This window comes from Bordetella sp. BOR01, from assembly GCF_019218885.1.
Lineage (GTDB): Bacteria > Pseudomonadota > Gammaproteobacteria > Burkholderiales > Burkholderiaceae_B > Bordetella_A.
On the sequence record NZ_JAHUWT010000001.1, the window covers coordinates 1,363,534 to 1,381,381 of the forward strand.

16 protein-coding genes are annotated in these 17,848 nt (G+C 66.3%); 4 read left to right on the forward strand and 12 right to left on the reverse strand.

The window, feature by feature from the left end; translation table 11 throughout:
* Positions 1–31: 31 nt before the first annotated feature.
* The 6 genes from KW845_RS06570 to KW845_RS06595 form a co-directional block, all read right to left on the reverse strand.
* Positions 32–496 carry a DUF1348 family protein gene (locus KW845_RS06570; RefSeq protein ID WP_218368331.1) on the reverse strand — a complete coding sequence of 155 codons (465 nt, stop codon included), beginning with the start codon at positions 494–496 and terminating at the stop codon, positions 32–34.
* A 29-nt stretch (positions 497–525) separates the two neighbouring features.
* Positions 526–2,592 (reverse strand): pyridoxamine 5'-phosphate oxidase family protein, encoded by a 2,067-nt coding sequence (locus KW845_RS06575; RefSeq protein WP_218368332.1) that lies wholly within the window; start codon positions 2,590–2,592, stop codon positions 526–528.
* 64 nt (positions 2,593–2,656) lie between these two features.
* The gene (locus KW845_RS06580) at positions 2,657–3,274 is read right to left on the reverse strand and encodes a glutathione S-transferase family protein (protein ID WP_218368333.1); all 618 of its coding nucleotides are present in this window, start codon (positions 3,272–3,274) and stop codon (positions 2,657–2,659) included.
* Between the two features lie 158 nt (positions 3,275–3,432).
* A complete protein-coding gene (locus tag KW845_RS06585; protein ID WP_218368334.1) occupies positions 3,433–3,753 on the reverse strand; it encodes a chaperone modulator CbpM in 321 nt (106 codons plus the stop codon).
* Positions 3,750–4,691: a DnaJ C-terminal domain-containing protein gene (locus KW845_RS06590; protein WP_218368335.1), complete on the reverse strand. Its 942-nt coding sequence runs from the start codon at positions 4,689–4,691 to the stop codon at positions 3,750–3,752. The genes KW845_RS06585 and KW845_RS06590 overlap by 4 nt, the downstream gene beginning before the upstream one ends.
* A gap of 137 nt (positions 4,692–4,828) precedes the next feature.
* Entirely contained in the window at positions 4,829–6,007 is a 1,179-nt protein-coding gene (locus KW845_RS06595) for a LacI family DNA-binding transcriptional regulator (protein ID WP_218368336.1), read from the reverse strand.
* Between the two features lie 120 nt (positions 6,008–6,127).
* Between KW845_RS06595 and KW845_RS06600 the strand changes: the two genes are divergently transcribed.
* From KW845_RS06600 to KW845_RS06610, 3 genes are read left to right on the forward strand one after another with little or no spacing between them, the layout of a single operon-like run.
* Complete coding sequence (locus tag KW845_RS06600) at positions 6,128–7,102, forward strand: tripartite tricarboxylate transporter substrate binding protein (RefSeq protein WP_218368337.1); 975 nt, start codon at positions 6,128–6,130, stop codon at positions 7,100–7,102.
* 16 nt (positions 7,103–7,118) lie between these two features.
* The gene (locus KW845_RS06605) at positions 7,119–7,922 is read left to right on the forward strand and encodes an aldolase/citrate lyase family protein (protein WP_218368338.1); all 804 of its coding nucleotides are present in this window, start codon (positions 7,119–7,121) and stop codon (positions 7,920–7,922) included.
* A 19-nt stretch (positions 7,923–7,941) separates the two neighbouring features.
* Positions 7,942–9,702: an IlvD/Edd family dehydratase gene (locus tag KW845_RS06610; protein ID WP_370628187.1), complete on the forward strand. Its 1,761-nt coding sequence runs from the start codon at positions 7,942–7,944 to the stop codon at positions 9,700–9,702.
* Between the two features lie 71 nt (positions 9,703–9,773).
* Here KW845_RS06610 and KW845_RS06615 read toward each other — a convergent pair whose 3' ends face one another.
* Entirely contained in the window at positions 9,774–10,763 is a 990-nt protein-coding gene (locus KW845_RS06615) for a tripartite tricarboxylate transporter substrate binding protein (RefSeq protein ID WP_218368339.1), read from the reverse strand.
* Between the two features lie 111 nt (positions 10,764–10,874).
* Here KW845_RS06615 and KW845_RS06620 point away from each other — a divergent pair, with 111 nt between their 5' ends.
* Complete coding sequence (locus KW845_RS06620; protein ID WP_218368340.1) at positions 10,875–11,807, forward strand: LysR family transcriptional regulator; 933 nt, start codon at positions 10,875–10,877, stop codon at positions 11,805–11,807.
* Between the two features lie 20 nt (positions 11,808–11,827).
* Here KW845_RS06620 and KW845_RS06625 read toward each other — a convergent pair whose 3' ends face one another.
* The 5 genes from KW845_RS06625 to KW845_RS06645 all read right to left on the reverse strand — a co-directional run bounded on the left by KW845_RS06625 (position 11,828) and on the right by KW845_RS06645 (position 17,775).
* The gene (locus KW845_RS06625; protein ID WP_218368341.1) at positions 11,828–12,805 is read right to left on the reverse strand and encodes a tripartite tricarboxylate transporter substrate binding protein; all 978 of its coding nucleotides are present in this window, start codon (positions 12,803–12,805) and stop codon (positions 11,828–11,830) included.
* Complete coding sequence (locus tag KW845_RS06630; RefSeq protein ID WP_218368342.1) at positions 12,802–14,097, reverse strand: amidase; 1,296 nt, start codon at positions 14,095–14,097, stop codon at positions 12,802–12,804. The genes KW845_RS06625 and KW845_RS06630 overlap by 4 nt, the downstream gene beginning before the upstream one ends.
* 189 nt (positions 14,098–14,286) lie before the next feature.
* Positions 14,287–15,051: a citryl-CoA lyase gene (locus tag KW845_RS06635; protein WP_218368343.1), complete on the reverse strand. Its 765-nt coding sequence runs from the start codon at positions 15,049–15,051 to the stop codon at positions 14,287–14,289.
* A 32-nt stretch (positions 15,052–15,083) separates the two neighbouring features.
* On the reverse strand, positions 15,084–16,799 hold the full coding sequence (locus KW845_RS06640) for an AMP-binding protein (protein WP_218368344.1): 1,716 nt from the start codon (positions 16,797–16,799) through the stop codon (positions 15,084–15,086).
* A complete protein-coding gene (locus tag KW845_RS06645; RefSeq protein WP_218368345.1) occupies positions 16,792–17,775 on the reverse strand; it encodes a tripartite tricarboxylate transporter substrate binding protein in 984 nt (327 codons plus the stop codon). The genes KW845_RS06640 and KW845_RS06645 overlap by 8 nt, the downstream gene beginning before the upstream one ends.
* Between the last annotated feature and the right edge of the window lie 73 nt (positions 17,776–17,848).

Below are 17,848 nucleotides of genomic sequence, written 5' to 3' on the forward strand. Positions count from 1 at the left end.
CCCAAGGCGCAGCTTGCGTGGTGGCCGCGTGCTAGAAGCCGAAGTCGCTGAGGCCGGGATGGTCGCCGGGCCGGCGGCCGAGTGGCCAGCGGAATTTGCGTTCGGTTTCCGTAATGGGATGTTCGTTGATGCTCGCGTGCCGCGCGCGCATCAACCCGTCTTCGGCGAATTCCCAGTTTTCATTGCCGTAGGCCCGGAACCATTGGCCGCTGTCGTTGTGATATTCGTAGGCATAACGCACGGCGATACGATTGCCCGTATGCGCCCACAACTCTTTGATGAGCCGGTATTCAAGTTCAGCATTCCATTTGCGCGTGAGAAAAGCTTCTGCTTGTGCGCGGTTGCTCACGAACTCGACACGATTGCGCCACCGGGTATCGAGTGTGTAGGCGAGCGCGACCTTGGCGGCGTCGCGGCTGTTCCAGCCGTCTTCGGCAAGACGCACTTTTTCGATGGCGGTCTGTTCATTGAAAGGGGGCAGTGGCGGGCGGGACATGGTGTTCTCCTTGAGCAGGGTTGCGTGCCTCATAGCGCGAGCTGGATGAGATTCTCGGTGCCGGTTTGCTGTTGCGCCGGGACTGCGCAGCAGATGAGTACTTCGCCGGCCTCTACCTTCGCGGTCGGCTCTTTCACGTAGGTGACAGCGCCCTTGATCAGCCGGGTGCTGCAAGTGCCGCAATTGCCTTCGCGACAGCTGAATTCGGGTTCCAGGCCGCGCGCTTGCGCAAGGTCGAGCAATGTGCCGGTGTCCGGCATCCAGCGCGACTCTTTGAGTGCGTTCATGAAGGTGACCGATACGGGCTTGCTTGACGGTGGCGGCCGGGTTGGCGCGCAGGCATGGGCGTCTGTGGTTCGCGCAAGCGACGCAGGCCCGAACGCTTCAGCGTGGATCCTGCTGTCGGCGATGTTGTAGCCCCGCAAGCCGTCGTAGATTGCCTGCATGAACGATGGCGGGCCGCAAAGGTAGAAGTCGTAGTCGTCGAACGCCAGGAAGCGGCCAAAAAGCGCCATATCGATGCGGCCGGCCGCGTCGTAGTCGACACCGTCCTCGGCGTCGGTGGTGTCGCTTAGCACTTGAACGCGTTTGACTGCGCCTTGCGCGGCGGCGACCAGTTCGGCCAGCTCGTCGTCGAAGGCGCGATCCCGCTTCGAGCGGGCCGCATAGAACAGTGTGGTGGGCCGGATCCGTTGCTTGCGCAGCCCTTCGTAAACGATGTGCCGCAGCATCGCAAGCATCGGTGTGATCCCTACGCCTGCGGCCAGCAGCACCACCGGGCGGTTGGCGCGGGCGTCGATGGTGAAAGCCCCGGCTGGCGCGCGGGCTTCGATGGTGTCGCCCACGCGGAGCTGGTCGTGCAGGTGTTGCGAGACCAGGCCGTCACGTTTGACGCTGATGCGGTAGCTATCGTCCGAGGGCGCGACCGAGAGCGTATAGGTGCGGATAACGGGCTTGTCCGAGCCCGGCAGGGTGATGCGCATGGGTAGGTGTTGCCCCGCCAGATGCGGCAAGAGCCCTGCGCCGTCGTCGGGCGTCAAATAGAAAGAACGGATCGAGGCGCTTTCCTGGACAATCCGGGAAACCTTCAGCGGGCGCCAGCGAGTCGCCGCCTGGGCTGCGCGCAACCGGTCTTGCGCTTGGCGCCAGTCGCCCGTCATCAACGAATTGGCCGACCATCCTTCATTCTGGAAAGCCCAGCGCAGCGCGAGCGCGTCGCGCCGCCGCACGATCCGGCGGGGCCGGAACGTCCAAAGCCGCTCGGCGCCCTGAAACGCGGCGATTTCCGGGGATTCCAGCACCACTTGGGCATCGCCTGTCAGTTGAAGCACGTCACCAGTCTGGAAATCAACGAAAAGAAGTCCCGCCTTGCCATTGAGCAAGATATTGCCCAGGGTCGCGAAAAAGAGGTTGCCGTCGAAATCGGGAACGGTGAACGTGCCATCCTTTGCGACACGAACGAAACCCGCCTTGCCGCCGCGGTGCGAGACGTCCACTTGACGGCCGTCTGCACGATCGGCGTAAGAGGCAACGAAAAAGGTGTCGGCCGCCTCGATGAGCGCGCGGGCCGCCGCATCCAGCGCCGGCAGTTCTTCGATTGCCCCGGTGCAGGCCTGGCCGGGATCGCGGTCGAAAGCCACGTCGCGCAGTTGAATATACCGAGGGCAGTTGCCGAAGCTCTGGTCTACGTCGACCCGCAACCCATCGGCCGCGGCCGACAGGAATCCGTTCATGCGGTTGCGGCGGCGCGTGCCCATATCGATTCCGAGCAGGCCGACAGCGGCCCCCTCGGTCATGTCCTGACTGGCAGGATCGGCGGGATCGGGCCGCGCGGCGATGTCGAGGACGGTTGGCGCGGGCGAGGACATGAAGCCTGGCCTGCCCTCGAGGAGGGTCGCCCAGGCATCGCCCTGGCGATCCACGCTGCCCAGCACGATGAACGGAAGCAGCGCGTAGAAGTCGCGATGCTGGTCGGGCATGTAGTCGCGTACGACCCGCTGGCCGACCACCGCCATCCGCTCGGCGACGCCGAGTTTCTCTTGAATGAACTTCTCGCCGTCGTGCCAGACCGCCGGCTTTGCCAGTCTCTTGCCCATTGCCGTTTTCCTTTCGGTATTCGGTATTACGGGCGCGCCGCCAGAGGCGCCCCGCGCCGGGAGGTCACGCTGCAGCGGTGAGGCCGGCAGGTGTCTGCACGAAGGAGACAAAGCCCGGCAACGCCTCTACCCGGCGCAGAAAACGGTTGACTGCCGGATAAGCGGCGAGATCGACGTTGCCCTCGGGGGCGCGGGCAACGTAGCTATAGATTGCGACATCGGCGATGGTCGGGTGGTCGCTGGCCAACCAGTCGCGGTCCGCCAGGTGTTTCTCGAGCCTGGCCAACAGGACATGCGCTCGTTCCACCACTTCTGTGGCGTTGTATCCCGCGCCGAAAACCGTGATCAGCCTGGCCGCGGCCGGCCCGTAGGCGAGCTCGCCGGCCGCGACGGATAACCAGCGCTGCACCGCGGCAGCGCCGCGCGCGTCTTCGGGCAGCCATTCACGGCGGCCAGCCTTCTTGGCCAGGTAGACGAGGATGGCATTCGAGTCCGCGATGGCGACGCCGTCATCCTCGAGCACCGGCACCTGGCCGAATGGGTTGAGCGCGAGGAACTCGGGTTTTTTGTGCGCGCCCGATTTGAGGTCGACTTCGACCAATTGGTGCGGCAGGCCGAGCAGCGACACGAAAAGCACGACCCGGTGCGCATGTCCCGACAAGGGGTGATGATGGATTTTCATGGTTCCTGATCCGGTTTGCTGGGCCGGGCTGATTCCCGATCCATATCGCCAGTCTGGGACCAGATGTCCTTGAGGGGAATAAGCTCTCTGGACACTTCATCATTGCGCCAGATGGAATAATCGCGGGATGCCGAGCAATGGCCTGAAGGCTTGCCCGGCTAGCCGTCGGACCTGTCCAGCGCGCGCAACTGCGCCCGCAATTGCCGCACTTCCTGGCTCAGGTCCAGGATCAGCGCCGCCGCATCCAGGCAAGCGCCGAAGTCGCGCTCGAGCCGGCGGGTTTCCAGGGCGCGCTGCAGGTCGCCGCTGTGAAAGCGCCAGTCCACGGGCCGCGAGCCTTGCGCCTGGACGATGCCTACCTGCACCAACTGCGTTACCCATTCCACTTCTGCCCCGCAGGCGCGCGCGAGATCGTCTGCGCTAAGCGGTTCGGCCTTGCCCACGAGGGTGCCGCTGGCGGCGATGACTACCGTTTTCATGATTGCACCTCCAGGTGGCGCCGCGGGTTGAAGGGCAGGTCTTGCTGCAGCTTGCGGTAGGCGGCACGCGCGGCCTCGGTGTCGGCGGGCGGCAACACCAGTTCCAGCACCAGGTACAGGTCTCCGGGCGGGTCGCCTGGAATGCCCCGGCCGCGCAGGCGCAGCTTGCGGCCGTTGCCGGAACCGGCGGGCACGCTTACTTCCACCATGCCACCGGGCGTGGGGGCGTTGACGCTGGCGCCCAGCGCCGCCTCCCAGGGGGTGACCGGCAGAGTCATGTACAGGTCGCGCCCTTCGGCGCGATAGCGGGAATGGGGCTTGAAGCGCACCTCGAGGTACAGGTCGCCGTTTTCACCGCCACCGTGGCCGGGCATGCCCTGGCCGGCCAGGCGTATGTACTGGCCTTCGCGCACGCCAGCCGGGATGCGCACGTTGAGTGTGCGCGTTTGCATTTGCGGGCGGCCCTGGTCGTCCATATGCACCGAACGCAGGCTGATGTCGCGGGTGGCGCCCTTGAGGGCGTCTTCCAGGTCGATGTCGATGACGGCATGGTGGTCTTCGCCGCGGGCGCGGAAATCTTGCCGCGGGGCGTGGCGCGCCCGGTTGCCAAACAGCGATGAGAAAAATTCGCTGAACTGGGCCTCTTCGCCCGGCGCGGTGGCGTGGTGGAATTCGAAGCCCTCGTCCCAGCCGGGCGGTGGCTGGAAGTCGCCGTTGGGCGATGCGCCTGTGGCGAGTTTGTCGTAGGCCTGGCGCTTTTCCGTGTCGCGCAGCACGTCGTAGGCTTCATTGATGTCGCGCATGCGTGCCTCGGCATCGCTTTCCTTGCTGACATCGGGATGATATTTGCGGGCAAGCTTGCGATAGGCGCGCCTGACGTCGTCATTGGACGCATCTTGCTTGACGCCCAGCGTTTGGTAGTAGTCCTTGAATTCCATGCAGATTCTCCCGCTTATCTCGGCAGAGGTAGCAACTGATCCCGGAGAAGGGCTGGCTTTGCACAGGGACCATGGGGTGCCGGCCGCAAATCGCATGCCGGCCGGCCTTGCCATGATCTCGCCCGCCTACCCGCTTGTTATAGCACCTTGCCGTGGACGCTCGACGGACCTGGCGCCGCGGCGCCTGGTGTGCGCCTGGCTTGATCGATCTTGCTGCTGGGCCGCACCGCTAACTGGCATGCCACATGATGCACGGTAGGCGGGACGGCCTCTTGCGGCGGTGCCTGCATGGCGGCAAGCAGGGCGGCCGCGGCCTGTTGCCCGATTTCGTAGGGGCGCGTGCGTACGCTGGTCAGGCCGGGTTCGATAATTTCCGCCAGGGGCACATCGCCAAAGCCGGCCACCGCGCAGTCGCGCGGAATCGATATCCCCATGGCAGGCGCGCGCAACAGGGCGCCGATGGCCAGATGGTCGTGCGCGAACACGATGGCTTCGGGCCGCTGCGCCGGCGATTCCTGGACCAGCCGGGCCATGTGCGAGACGCCGGCGGCGTAGTCGTCGGCATCTGCTACCCGCACGATGTCGGCCACCAGCCCGGCTTGCGTCATCGCCTGGGCATAGCCTTGCGCGCGGCGTTCGGCCCGGGTGTCGTGCGCGGCGCCACCCAGGGCGAAGCGGATGCGGCGTGCGCCTTGCTGCAGGAAATGCTCGGCCAGCATCTTGCCCACGTCGCGCTGCGCAAAGCCCACTTGGTGGTAGGGGCGGCCTGCCAGGATTTCCCAAGCCTCGACCACCGGAATGCGCAGGGTTTGCAGCAAAGTCTCGATGGCGGGATCGTGATCGCCGCGGGTCAGCACCAGGCCGCTGGGATGCCAGCCCACGAAGGCGCGTATCGCGCGCGCTTCGGTGTCTAGCGAGTATTCGCTGTTGGCCAGCAGCAGTTGCAGGCCCTGGGCCTCGAGCGTGTCGTCCATGCCGCGCACCATGTGCGCGAAGGTGGGGCTGCTGACGTTCTGCATGACGGCGCCGACCGGCCCACCGTGGGTCGAGGCCAGGCGGCGGGCCACCTGGCTGGGCATGTAGCCGGTGCGGGCGACCACGGCGTCCAGGCGTTCGCGCAGCTTCTGCGAGACCTTGTGGGGCGCGTTGAAGTAGCGCGACGCCGTAACGGAAGACACGCCGGCCAGGGCAGCCACGTCGTGGATCGTGTAGTGGCCGAGCTTGGGCCGTGAGCGGGCGCGTGCCTGGGGTTCGGCATCGTCGGCGGCGGACGAGGCGCCGCCAGGATGGCGGCCGGGCCGGGGAGAGGTCGTCATGGCTTGCACTATACCCTTGCAAGCACAAAATGGCACCGGTACCATTACGAATGGAACCGGTATCATTTTGGCCGGTTACTGCATAACGACGCCCCTTATCCGGCAATCTGGAGACACACCATGACGATTTCAAGCCTGTGCAGCGCGCTCTTGGCCGCGGCGACACTGGCCGCCGTGCCGTTGGCCCACGCGGCCGGCTACCCCGGCAAGCCCATCACGCTGGTGGTGCCGCAGCCCCCGGGCGGCGCCGCCGACGCGGTGGCGCGGCCCTTTGCACAGGCGCTGGCCGACCGGCTGGGCCAGCCGGTCGTGGTCGAGAACCGGGCGGGCGCCAACGGCAACATCGCGGCCGCCTATGTGGCGCAGCGGCCGGCCGACGGCTACACCATTTTCTACGGGTCGATCAGCACACTGGCGGTCAACCCCCACTTGTATAAATCGCCCGGCTTCGATCCCTTCAAGGACTTCCAACCCGTTACGCTGACCAACCAGACGCCCAATGTGCTGGTGGTCGGCGCGCAGACGCCTTACCAATCGGTGGCCGATGTGGTGAAGGCGGCCAAGGCCCAGCCTGGCCAGCTTGCGTTCGGGTCGGCCGGCAACGGCAACACCATGCACCTGACCGGGCTGCAGTTCCAGGCCAGCACCGGAACCGACCTGGTGCACGTGCCCTACAAGGGCGGACCGGCCGCGCTGACGGATGTCATGGGCGGGCAGATTCCGATGATGTTCCATAACCTGTCGGCCGTGTTGCCGGTGGCGCAGTCGGGCAAGGTGCGCATCCTGGCCGTGGCAGACGAGAAGCGCTCGCCCTTGGCGCCCGACGTGCCCACCATGGCCGAGGCCGGTGCGCCGGACACGGTGCAGATCGCCTGGAGCGGCATGCTGGTGCGGCGCGGCACCCCGGCGCCCATCGTAGAGCGCCTGCACAAGGAAATGGTGGCCATTCTGGCCACGCCGGAATTCCGCAAGCCTCAGGAAGCCCAGGGCAGCGAGATCCTTTCTTCCACCCCCGAGGAATTCGAGGCCCGCCTGAAGGCCGATTCCCAGCGCATGGCCGAGGTCATCAAGGCCGGCAACGTGCATATCGACTGAGATCCATCCCTATCCCATGCCTGCTTCCAATCTTTTCAAGCGCGCCTTGCAGGCGCGCCAGGCACAGATCGGCCTGTGGTCGACTTTGCCGTTTCCCATGGTGTCCGAGTTGATCGCCGGCGCCGGCTTCGACTGGTTGCTGATCGACACCGAGCACACGCCCAGCGATCCGATCGTGGTGCAGCAGTTGCTGCAGGCCGTGGCGGCCGAGCACGACCGGCCGGCGTCGGCCGTGGTGCGTCCGGCCTGGAACGACACGGTGCTGATCAAGCGCCATCTGGATGTGGGGGCGCAGTCGCTGCTGCTGCCCTTTGTGCAGAACCGCGCTGAAGCCGAGGCGGCGGTGGCCGCCACGCGGTATCCGCCGCGCGGCGTGCGCGGCATGGGCGGTTCGATGCGCGCGTCGCGTTTTGGCCGCGATGCCGGCTACGTGCAGGATGCCGAGCGCGAGCTTTGCGTGCTGGTGCAGATCGAGACCATGGATGCCCTGGAGCAGCTCGAGCAGATTGCCTCGGTCGAGGGGGTGGATGGCGTCTTTGTCGGCCCGGCGGATTTATCCGCCAGCCTGGGCGTGGCCGGTGAATTGCAGCACCCGAAGGTGCGGGCGGCGATCGACAGCGCCATTGCCCGCATCCTGGCCTGCGGCAAGGCGCCAGGCATCTTGATGCTGGACGAGCCGCGTGCGCGCGAATGCCTGGACCTGGGGGCCTTGTTCGTGGCGGTGGCCACTGACCAGGTCCTGCTGCGCAAGGCCTGCGACGACACCGCGGCACGCTTTGCGGCACGCCAGGCCGGCGATACGGCGCCCGCCACCTACTGAGCTGCAAGGAGACCCCCTCGTGACCACTCCCTCACGCAAGACGCCCGAGACCCTGCGCAGCCACCGCTGGTTCGCCAGCGACGATATCCGTGGCTTCGCGCATCGCCAGCGCATGCAGCAGCAAGGCTTGAACCGTGAAGAGTTCATGGGACGGCCGGTGATTGCCATCATCAACACCTGGAGCGATTTGTCGCCGTGCCACGTGCACCTGCGCGAGCGCGCCGAAGCCGTCAAGCGCGGCGTGCTGCAAGCAGGCGGCTATCCGCTGGAATTGCCGGCGCTCAGCCTGGGCGAAGTGATGGTCAAGCCCACCACCATGCTGTATCGCAACCTGCTGTCCGTCGAATGCGAAGAACTGCTGCGCAGCCTGCCCATCGACGGCGCGGTACTGATGGGCGGTTGCGACAAGACGCCTCCCGCGCTGGTGATGGGCGCGCTGTCCATGGATTTGCCCGTCATTTTCATGCCGGCCGGCCCCATGCTGAACGACCGGTACCGGCGCGAGGCGGTGGGCGCCGGCACGCACACCAAGAAATTCTTCGCCGAATACACCATCGGCGCCATCGACCAGCGCGAGTGGGTGGCGATGGAATCGCGCATGACGCGCAGTGTCGGCACCTGCAACACCATGGGAACCGCCAGCACCATGACCGCCATTGTCGAGGCGCTGGGGCTGTCGCTGCCGGGCGCCATGGCGATCCCGGCCGTGGATGCGGCGCATACCCGCATGGCCTGGCAGTGCGGGTACCGCGCGGTGGAGATGGTGTGGGAAGACCTGAAGCCGTCGCGTATTTGCACGGCCGCGGCGTTTCGCAACGCCGTGGTCACCTATGTGGCGCTGGGCGGGTCGACCAACGCGGCCGTGCATTTGCCGGCAATGGCCGGGCGCGCCGGCATCGAGCTGGGCCTGGACCAGATCGATGCCATCGCGCGCGACGTGCCCGTGATCGCCAACCTATATCCGTCGGGTACCCGCCTGATGGAAGACTTTTTCTACGCGGGGGGCTTGCCGGCCGTGCTGCGCAAGGTGGCGGCGCATCTGGATCTGTCGACCCTGACCTGTACCGGCCGCACGCTGGGCGAGAACCTGGCCGATTGGCCGCAGGCGGACGATGACGGCACCATCCTGGATCCCGCCGCGCCGCTCGGGCATGGAGTGGCCGATTGCGCCGAGGCCGGGCTGGCCATGGCGGTCGTGCGCGGCAACCTGGCCCCCGACGGCGCGGTCATCAAGCCGTCTGCGGCCAGCCCGCATTTGCTGCGCCATACCGGCCCGGCCCTGGTATTCGATTCCAACGCCGAGATGTTCGCGGCCATGGCCGATCCGGACCTGGACGTGGACCAGAACACGGTGCTGGTGCTGCGCAATGGCGGGCCGATCGGCGGGCCCGGCATGCCGGAATGGGGCAATCTGCCCATCCCGAAGAAGCTGCTGCAAAAGGGCGTGCGCGACATGCTGCGTATTTCGGATTCGCGCATGAGCGGTACCCACTACGGTACCTGCGTGCTGCACGTGTCGCCCGAGTCGGCCGTGGGCGGGCCGCTGGCACTGCTGCGCACCGGCGACCAGGTGCGGCTGGACGTCGGCGCGCGCAGCCTGGACATGCTGGTGTCCGAGGCCGAGCTGGCCGAACGCCGCCGCCAGTGGTCGCCGCCGCCGCGCCCGCATGTGCGCGGCTTCACCCGCATCTACCAGAACGAAGTGACACAAGCCCACCTGGGGTGCGATTTCGCCAGCCTGTCGGGCAATGCGCCCACGCCCGAGCCGCCCATCTACTGACTGGCGCCATGTCCATGCCTGGCATTACCGAGCGCCATGCCATCGAGGTGCCGCCGATCGTGGGGCAATGGTCAGTGCGCCTGGATGCCGGCCGCCTTGATGACGGTGCCCCAGCGGCGGGATTCCGATTCGACGAAGCCGGCGAAATCGGCGGGGCTGCCCGTCATGACTTCGGCGCCTTGCCCGGTTACGGTGCCGGCATAGGCCGGGTCTTTGACGACCTGGCCGACCGCGCTGTTGAGCTTGCTTACGATGTCATCCGGCAGGCCCGCGGGGCCGATGACGCCGAACCAGTTCGAGGCCACCATGTCCGGCAGGCCTTGTTCGCGAAAAGTGGGAACATCGGGCAGCGCGGGCAGGCGCTGCTCTGACGTGACGGCCAGGATCTTTATCTTCGGATCGGCGCCGCCCGCATGCGGCATGAAGAGGCTGGCCAGGTCCATCATGAAGTCCACATTGCCGCCGATCAGGTCGTTGATGGCGGGCGCGCCTCCGCGATAGGGCACGTGCACTGCATCGATGCCGGCCTCGCGCTTGAACAATTCGGCCACCAGGTGCGACGCGCCGCCCGCGCCCGTGGACGCGTAGTCGATTTCGCCGCGCCGGGCCTTGGCATAGGCCAGGAACTCGGGCAAGGTCGAGTAGGGTGATGATGCCGCCACTGCCAGTACCAACGGGCCTTTTTCCAGCGGAGCCACTTTAGTGATCCGGGCCGGGTCGTAGGAAAGGTGCTGATACAAGGCCGCGTTGATCGCCATGGGGGCGAAATTGCCCAGCCCGATTACATAGCCATCCGGGGTGGCCCGCGCAATCGCGTCGGTGCCGATGTTCCCGCTGGCGCCAGGCCGGTTCTCGACCACGACCGCCTGCCCGAAATGCGTGGCGAGCCGCTGGGCGAGTTGCCGCGAACGGGTGTCGGAACTGCCGCCCGCCGCGTAAGGAACTATGAAAGTGATGGGTTTCGTGGGATATTGCTGGCCATGCGCGGGCTGCAAGGCAGCACCCAGAGCGAGCATCGCGGGCAATGCAAATCGGGTCAGAGCAAGCTTGGTGTGGTTCATGCAACCCCCTGTATGTGGACTGGCGGGCCATGAGGCCAGGCCCTCTTTCTTGTTGCCGTTCATTCTAGGGACGCGCCCGTGCAAGCGTCCAATTTGAGATTCCATCCGATTATGTTGAACTCCGAATCAATCGCACTCGACGGGCGCATCCTCCAATGCTTTTGCGCCGTGGCCGAAGAGCTGCATTTCGGACGCGCGTCGGCCCGCCTTTTCATCAGCCAGCCCGCGCTCAGCCAGCAGATCAGGCGCCTGGAAGACTTGGTCGGCCATCCGCTGTTCGTGCGTACTACCCGTAGCGTCCGACTGACGCCGGCCGGCGAGGCCATGTATGTGCATGCCCGCCGGATCACGGCCGAAATGGAAGTCTTGCTGCATGCCGCGCGTCGCGCCGCGCTGGGCGAGACAGGGTCGATATCGCTGGGCCTGAACGCCAGTGCCACGTGTTCCCCGGTAGTGGACGCGCTGCATTCGTTCACGCAAGCGCACCCGCTGGTGAAGGTGGAGTTGCGCGAGATGAACTCGAACGTGATGGAGTTGGCCCTGCTGCAGGGCGCGCTGGATGTGGGCGTCATGCGGCCGGCCGACTGGGACACCGATACCGGTACCGAGCTCGACGCCACGGTCGTCTACGAAGAAAACTTGATGCTGGCCGTCAGAACCGACCATCCCTTGAACCTGGGCCGCGAGATCACGGTGCAAGAGATTGCGCAATTCCCGCTGATCGGCTATTTCGAGGCCACTTCGCCCTATGTGCGGCGAACCGTGCAGGCCATGTTCGCCGAAGCAGGCGTGGTGCCGGAGTTCGTGCAGGAAAGCCTGCTGCCCACTGTGCTGACACTGGTCGAGGCGGGCGTCGGCGTGGCCATCGTGCCGTCTTCGCTCGAGCGTGCGTTCCAGCCGGCCTTGTCGTTCTTGCCGATTGCCGGGCAATCGCATCGCCGGCTCGAGCTCGTGGTAGCGACCCTGAAATCGCAGAAAAACGTTGCCGTGCGCAACCTGATCGCGTGCCTGGTCAGCATGGCGTCGGCCCCGGGGCGCCGATAGGGCCGGGGGCTGACGCGGGCTTATTCGGCCTGGGCGTTGGCGGCCGCGACCACTTCTTTCCATTGCTGGAATTCCGCCTGCTGGCGCTTGGCCAGTTCGGCCGGGCCGTCATGCAGCATGCTCACACCCAGCTTCTGGAACCTGGCGGCCGTGTCAGGGTCGGCCAGCACCGACTCGATCGCCGCGTACAGGCGATCGACGGCGGCCTGGGGCGTGCCCTTGGCTGCATAGAAAGCCACCCACAAGTCACCGGTGACGCCGGGGATTTCTTCGTTCAGGGTCGGCACGTCGGGCAGCAGCGGATCTCGCGATTCGCTGCTGACGGCCAGGGCCCGCAGTTTGCCCGATTTGACGTTCTCCACGGCCGACGGCAGGCTGGCGAAAACAATGGGGACCTGGTTGCCCAGCACGTCGGCCATGGCGGGTGCGACGCCGCGATACGGCACGTGCTGCAGTTCGAGCTTGCCGCGCGATTTCAGCATTTCGCCCAGCAGGTGATTCAAGGTGCCCGAGCCTGACGAGGCATACGAATACTTGCCAGGATTGGCCTTGACTAGGGCGACGAACTCTTTCAGGTTCTGCGCTGGAAACTCGGCATTGACGCACAACACGTTCGGCACCACCCCCACGGCGGCGATGGGCATGAAATCTTCAATGGGGTCGAATTTCGCGTCCTTGTATACCCACGGCACGATCAACTGATTGCTGTTGCCCGTGAACAGGATGGAATAGCCGTCGGCCGGCTCGCGCAGCAGGGCCTGGGTGCCTACCACGCCGCCCGCGCCGGGCTTGTTGTTGACGATCATGGGCTGGCCCAGGGCCGGAGCCAGCTTCTCGGCCATGATGCGGGCCACGATATCCACCGTGCCCCCGGGCGCGGTGGGGGTGATGAGGTTGATGGGGCGCTGCGGGTAGCTGTCGGCCGCGCAGGCGGTGCCGGCGACCAACAGGGTGGCGGTGAACGCCAGGCTCTTGGCCAGGATAGTCTTGAGAGTCATGCCAGGTTCCCCTGTTCAGTAATGAGTTTGTGTATGTCATTGCCCCAGGCCAGCAGGTGCGCGTCGGCGTTCCAGTTGGCCACGAGTTGTACTCCTATCGGCAAGCCGTCGGGCGTGGTGCCGGCGGGCAGGTGCAGGCACGGCCATCCCAATACCGACCAGATCTTGTTGAAGGCCGACGAACCCGTGCTGCCCAGCCCGCGCGGCGCGGCACCCGGTGTGCTGGGGGTCAATATCAGGTCGGCATCGCCGGCCAGTTCGTGCCAGTCCGTCCTCAGCCTGGCCTGCAGACGGCGCATGTCGCGGTAGTCGCGAACAGGGATGGCCAGGCCGGCCTTCACCGTGTCCAGCAAGTTTTTGCTGAGCTTGTCGGCGTGTACGCGTGCTACCGGCGCCAGGCTGCGGGCGAATTCGTATTCCATGATCACGGCGTGTGCCCGGGCCAGCGCCGCCATGTGCGGGCTTTCCGGCACAAGTGTGCACGACACGCCATGTGCGGCCAGTTTTTCCCGGGCGGACTGCAATGCCGCCTGTCCATCCGGGTCCAGGCCCTGGATCGGGCTATACGGAAACACGGCGATCCTGAGACTGTGTACCGGCTTGGGCGCCGCATCGCTTTCGTACGGCAGCAATACTCTGGCCACCTCATCGACATCGCCGACCGCCTGGCCATACCAGCCGATGACGTCCAGCGATTCGCAAGTGACTTTCATGCCGTCGCGCAGCAGCGCGGCGTACGAGGGCTTGAAACCCACCACCCCGCAGAACGCCGCGGGCCGGATCACCGAACCGCCGGTCTGGGTGCCCAGTGCCAGGGGCACCATGCCCGCCGCTACGGCAGCGGCCGATCCGCTGGATGATCCGCCTGGCGTGTGCTGCGGCGCGTGCGGGTTGCGGGTGGGCCCGGGGCGCCGGAAAGCGAATTCAGTGGTTACTGTCTTGCCCAACGGCACGGCGCCGGCGGCCCGCAACAGGCCGACGCTGCCAGCGTCAAAAGCGGCGCAAGTGGCCGCGGTGGCCGGCGAGCCGCAGCGGGTGGGCATGGCGGCGACATCGATGATGTCTTTCACGCCGAATGGAACGCCCGCCAGCGGCCCTTGCCGGTTCATGTTCCTGGCGGTCTCGGCGAGCGCGGCTTCCGATTCCACGTGCGCCCAGGCATGAATATCGGGTTCGCGCCGCGCAATGGCCTGCAACGCATGCCGCGCGGTATCGAGCGGGTCGTCCAGGCCCGCACGCACACGCTGGGCGATGGCATGAACGGAGACTTCGTGGGGGGCGGCAATACTCATGGGCGGATTCGCGGCGGTCAGTTACTGGCCCGGCCAAGTGCCGGGTGACTGGCGAATGATAGGAACGCGCCTGTGAGCCGTCCAATTCGAAGTTCGGGCGGATTGAGTTGCAGCCGTGATGAATCGAAGCGGCCTTGCGCTGCTGGCCGCAGCGCAAGGCCGATGTACCCTTCAACCCGATAACCCGGTTCAGTCGGCCGAGTACGGGATGGCTTCGTCGACTGTTTCCCAGATGTAGGCGCCCGAGGGCTCGCGGCTTTCTTCCAGGATGTGGCCGACCAACCCGGCCGAACGGCTGATCACGGCGACGCCGCGCATGATCTTCTGCGGGATGTCGATCTCGCCCAGCAGGGCGGCCGTGGCGCCGGTGGCGTTGATGGTGATGTGGCGGCCGTAGACGGCGTCGACCTCGGCGGACAGCGTGCGCAGCGCCTCGATGTGCCGGCCCGGCACGCCCGCGCTTTCGGCAATGGCCAGTAGCTTGGGCGTGCGCGGGTCGTCCGGCTTGTGGTGAGGGTGGCCGAAGCCGTGCAGGGGCTTGCGGGCCTGGTGGTGGCGTTCGGCGATGGCGCGGGCCCGGGCCTGCATGCCCTCGGGGGCGGCCAGTATCTCTTCCAGGCTGGCCGCGCAGCCTTCCATCGTGCCGATGAATGTCGTGCCCACGCCCAGCAGGCCGGCGGCCACGGCCGCCTGCAACGCATCGGGCGCCGAGTGATAGATCAGGCGCGTGGCAATCACGCTGGGCGTGATGCCGTGTTCCATCAGTGTTACCAGCACCGCGTCCAGCACGCGCGTTTCGGTGGCTGTGGGCTTGCGGCCATACAGGTGGAACAGCGTCATCTCGGTGAAAGTCAGCTCGCCGATCAGTTCGTTGACCAGGTCGGCTTCGCGGATGTAGATCGCCTTGCTGTCGGAGCGGGCGATGGATGTCTTGGGGACGGGTTTGGTTCTCATGTAGGCGAACTCCAGTAAATGCGTTGCGGGGGTCAGCGCGCCACCAGGACGCCGGCGCGTTCGCGGTCCCAGAGCGTATCCAGGCGCGCTTCGGCTTGCTGGCGCAGCTTGTATTTTTCGATCTTCTGGCTCAGCGTCATGGGCATGCTCTCGACCACGTCGATGTAGCGCGGCACCATGAAGTAAGCCAGGTTGCGGTTGCAGTGTTCCAGCAAGTCGGCGCCGTCGAACGATGCGCCCGGACGCAGGGTGATGCTGGCGGCCACTTCGTCTTCGCTGGCCGCCCGCACCGGATAGACCGCCACATCGGCGACGGCGGGATGAGTGCGGATGACTTCCTCGACCTCGAAGGCCGAGATATTCTCGCCACGGCGCCGGATGGCATCCTTGATGCGGTCGGTGTACCAGACGTAGCCGTCTTCGTCCATCCAGCCGCGGTCGCCGGTATGGAACCACAGGTTGCGGCGGCTGGCCAGGGTGGCATCGGGCTGCTTGTAGTAGCCCAGCGATGCCCCCCAGGGGTTGTTGTTGCGCAGCAGGATCTCGCCCGGCGTGCGCAGCGGCATGTCGAAGTCATCTTCGTCCACGATGCGCACCTCTACGCCTGCGCGCGGCAGCCCGCAAGAACCCAGCTTGTCGCGCCGGCTTTGCGTGTTGTAGGCTGCGCCCAGGCAGTAGTCGGTCAGGCCGAACGCACTCATGATCTGCATGCCGAAGCGCTGTTCGAATTCCGCCGCGAAACTGGGCACGGGGGCCAAATGGCAGCGCCGCACGCGGTGGTTGCGGTCGTCGGGCGAGGGCGCTTGCTTCCACAAGAAGTTGGTGACTGCTCCGACGCCGTTGAAGACGGTGGCGCCGCTTTCGCGCACGTGCCGCCAGAAATTGCTGACCGAGAACCGCGCCGCCAGCGCGATGGCGGAACCCGCCATCAGCGATCCCATGGTGCTGCCCAGGAAGGCATTGCCATGAAACAGCGGCAGGCAGACATAGGCAATGTCGTCGGGCGTGTACTCGTGATGGAAAGCCACGTCAGTGCCCCAGTAGACGAGCTGGGCATGGCTGAACATGATGGCCTTGGACGGGCCCGTGGTGCCCGAGGTGAACATCAGCATGGCCAGGTCGGAAAAGCGCGGGGCTTCGCGCGGGGCGGCGGGTTCGCCTGCCGGCATCGGGGTGGCTGGCGGCGCCATGAGATCGGCGAAATCAACCAGGCGTGCGCCCGAGGCCAGCGCCTGGCCGGGTTGCCAGGCGGCCGGGGCGGCCGGGGTGGCCGCGCCGTCGCGCGGCACGCGCACCACGAATACCTGTGTCACCAGCGGCACGGTTTCACAGATTTCCAGAAAGCGCGGCAGCAGCGCTTCTTCGACGATCAGCGCGGCGCAATCGGCATGGCTGAGGAAGTAGGCCAGCAGCTGGCCCTTGGCGGCCGCGTTGACGGGCACTGTGACATAGCCGGCGCGCGCGGCGCCCCACATGGCCAGCAACTGCTCGGGGCAGTTGTCCATCAGTACCGCGACATGGCTGCGCGTGGCCACGCCATGCCGGGCCAGGCCCGCGCCCAGGCGGCGCGTCTGCGCGTCGATGTCGCCATACGACCACTGTTGGCCGGTGGGCAGCCAGGTCATGAAGGTCTTGCCGGCACAGCGCCGGGCACGCTCGGCCAGCACCTCGTCCAGCGTGGCAGTGCGGGCGTCGAAGTCCAGGCGGGGCGGGCGATGCTCGCCGTTGTCGTATGCGATGCTATTCAAGTCTGGCTCCACTGATGCGTATCATCTCTAACCATTTCTTGCGCTCGGCCGGCAAGGCGGCGCCCCATTCCCGCATGTCGGCGAAGTCGGTCTCGAAACCTTGTTGCCGGGCCAACTGGGCATATTCAGGCGAGCGGGCGATGGCCGACAGGCCGTCGGACAATTTCTGCACGGCTTCGTCCGGCGCGGCGGCGGGGGCGAAGACGGCGTTGAACGAGAAGAACTCATAGCCCGGAAATCCGAGTTCGGCCACGGTGGGCAGGTCGGGCAGGCTGACCGAGCGCCGCGGCCCGGTTACGGCCAGGGCGCGCACATTGCCCGCCTTGATCTGCGCGGCAGCGGTCGTCAGTGCCGAGAAAGTGAAATCGACGCGGCCGCCGATGGTGTCCATCAGGGCCTGCGGCTGGGTCTTGTAGGGCACGTGCAGGACGTTGATGCCGGCGCTGGCCAGGAACAGCGCGGCGGAAAGGTGTTGCGCGCTGCCGCTGCCGGCCGATGCGTAGCTGAGCTTGCCGGGATTGTTGCGCGCGTGCTCGACCAGATCCTGCACCGACTGGAAGGGCGATCGGCGGGGCACGACCAACACCAGCATCACCGACGCCAGCCGCGCCACCGGCCGGAAATCCTTGACCGGATCGAAGGGGACGCTGTTCATCAGCGCCTGGTTGGTGTAGTGGCCCGGGCCCGTGAACAGAAAGGTGTAGCCGTCGGGCGTGGAGCGGGCCACGTAGTCGGTGCCGATCACCCCATTGGCGCCCGCCTTGTTCTCGACCACGATGGGTACTTTCCATTGCGGCCCCAGCCGTTCGGCCACGAAGCGGGTGATGGCGTCCAGGTTGGTTCCCGGTCCATAGGGCTGCAGGAATGTGACGGGGCGCGTGGGCCAGCCGTTCGCGCGCGCGGCGGGTGCCACGAGCCAGGCCGCCGAGGCGGCCCCTGCGGCGAGCAGGCGGCGGCGTTGGCTTTGAAAAGCCATGAGGGGGTCTCCTTTCTGTAGTTCTTGGATCAGGCAGGGCGCCCGTTCGAAAGAGGGGGCACTCGCGCGGGTA

Coding starts and splice junctions, on each gene's coding strand:
- KW845_RS06570 (WP_218368331.1), bottom strand. CDS start 496: ATGTCCCGCCCGCCACTGCCCCCTTTCAATGAACAGACCGCCATCGAA.
- KW845_RS06575 (WP_218368332.1), bottom strand. CDS start 2,592: ATGGGCAAGAGACTGGCAAAGCCGGCGGTCTGGCACGACGGCGAGAAG.
- KW845_RS06580 (WP_218368333.1), bottom strand. CDS start 3,274: ATGAAAATCCATCATCACCCCTTGTCGGGACATGCGCACCGGGTCGTG.
- KW845_RS06585 (WP_218368334.1), bottom strand. CDS start 3,753: ATGAAAACGGTAGTCATCGCCGCCAGCGGCACCCTCGTGGGCAAGGCC.
- KW845_RS06590 (WP_218368335.1), bottom strand. CDS start 4,691: ATGGAATTCAAGGACTACTACCAAACGCTGGGCGTCAAGCAAGATGCG.
- KW845_RS06595 (WP_218368336.1), bottom strand. CDS start 6,007: ATGACGACCTCTCCCCGGCCCGGCCGCCATCCTGGCGGCGCCTCGTCC.
- KW845_RS06600 (WP_218368337.1), top strand. CDS start 6,128: ATGACGATTTCAAGCCTGTGCAGCGCGCTCTTGGCCGCGGCGACACTG.
- KW845_RS06605 (WP_218368338.1), top strand. CDS start 7,119: ATGCCTGCTTCCAATCTTTTCAAGCGCGCCTTGCAGGCGCGCCAGGCA.
- KW845_RS06615 (WP_218368339.1), bottom strand. CDS start 10,763: ATGAACCACACCAAGCTTGCTCTGACCCGATTTGCATTGCCCGCGATG.
- KW845_RS06620 (WP_218368340.1), top strand. CDS start 10,875: ATGTTGAACTCCGAATCAATCGCACTCGACGGGCGCATCCTCCAATGC.
- KW845_RS06625 (WP_218368341.1), bottom strand. CDS start 12,805: ATGACTCTCAAGACTATCCTGGCCAAGAGCCTGGCGTTCACCGCCACC.
- KW845_RS06630 (WP_218368342.1), bottom strand. CDS start 14,097: ATGAGTATTGCCGCCCCCCACGAAGTCTCCGTTCATGCCATCGCCCAG.
- KW845_RS06635 (WP_218368343.1), bottom strand. CDS start 15,051: ATGAGAACCAAACCCGTCCCCAAGACATCCATCGCCCGCTCCGACAGC.
- KW845_RS06645 (WP_218368345.1), bottom strand. CDS start 17,775: ATGGCTTTTCAAAGCCAACGCCGCCGCCTGCTCGCCGCAGGGGCCGCC.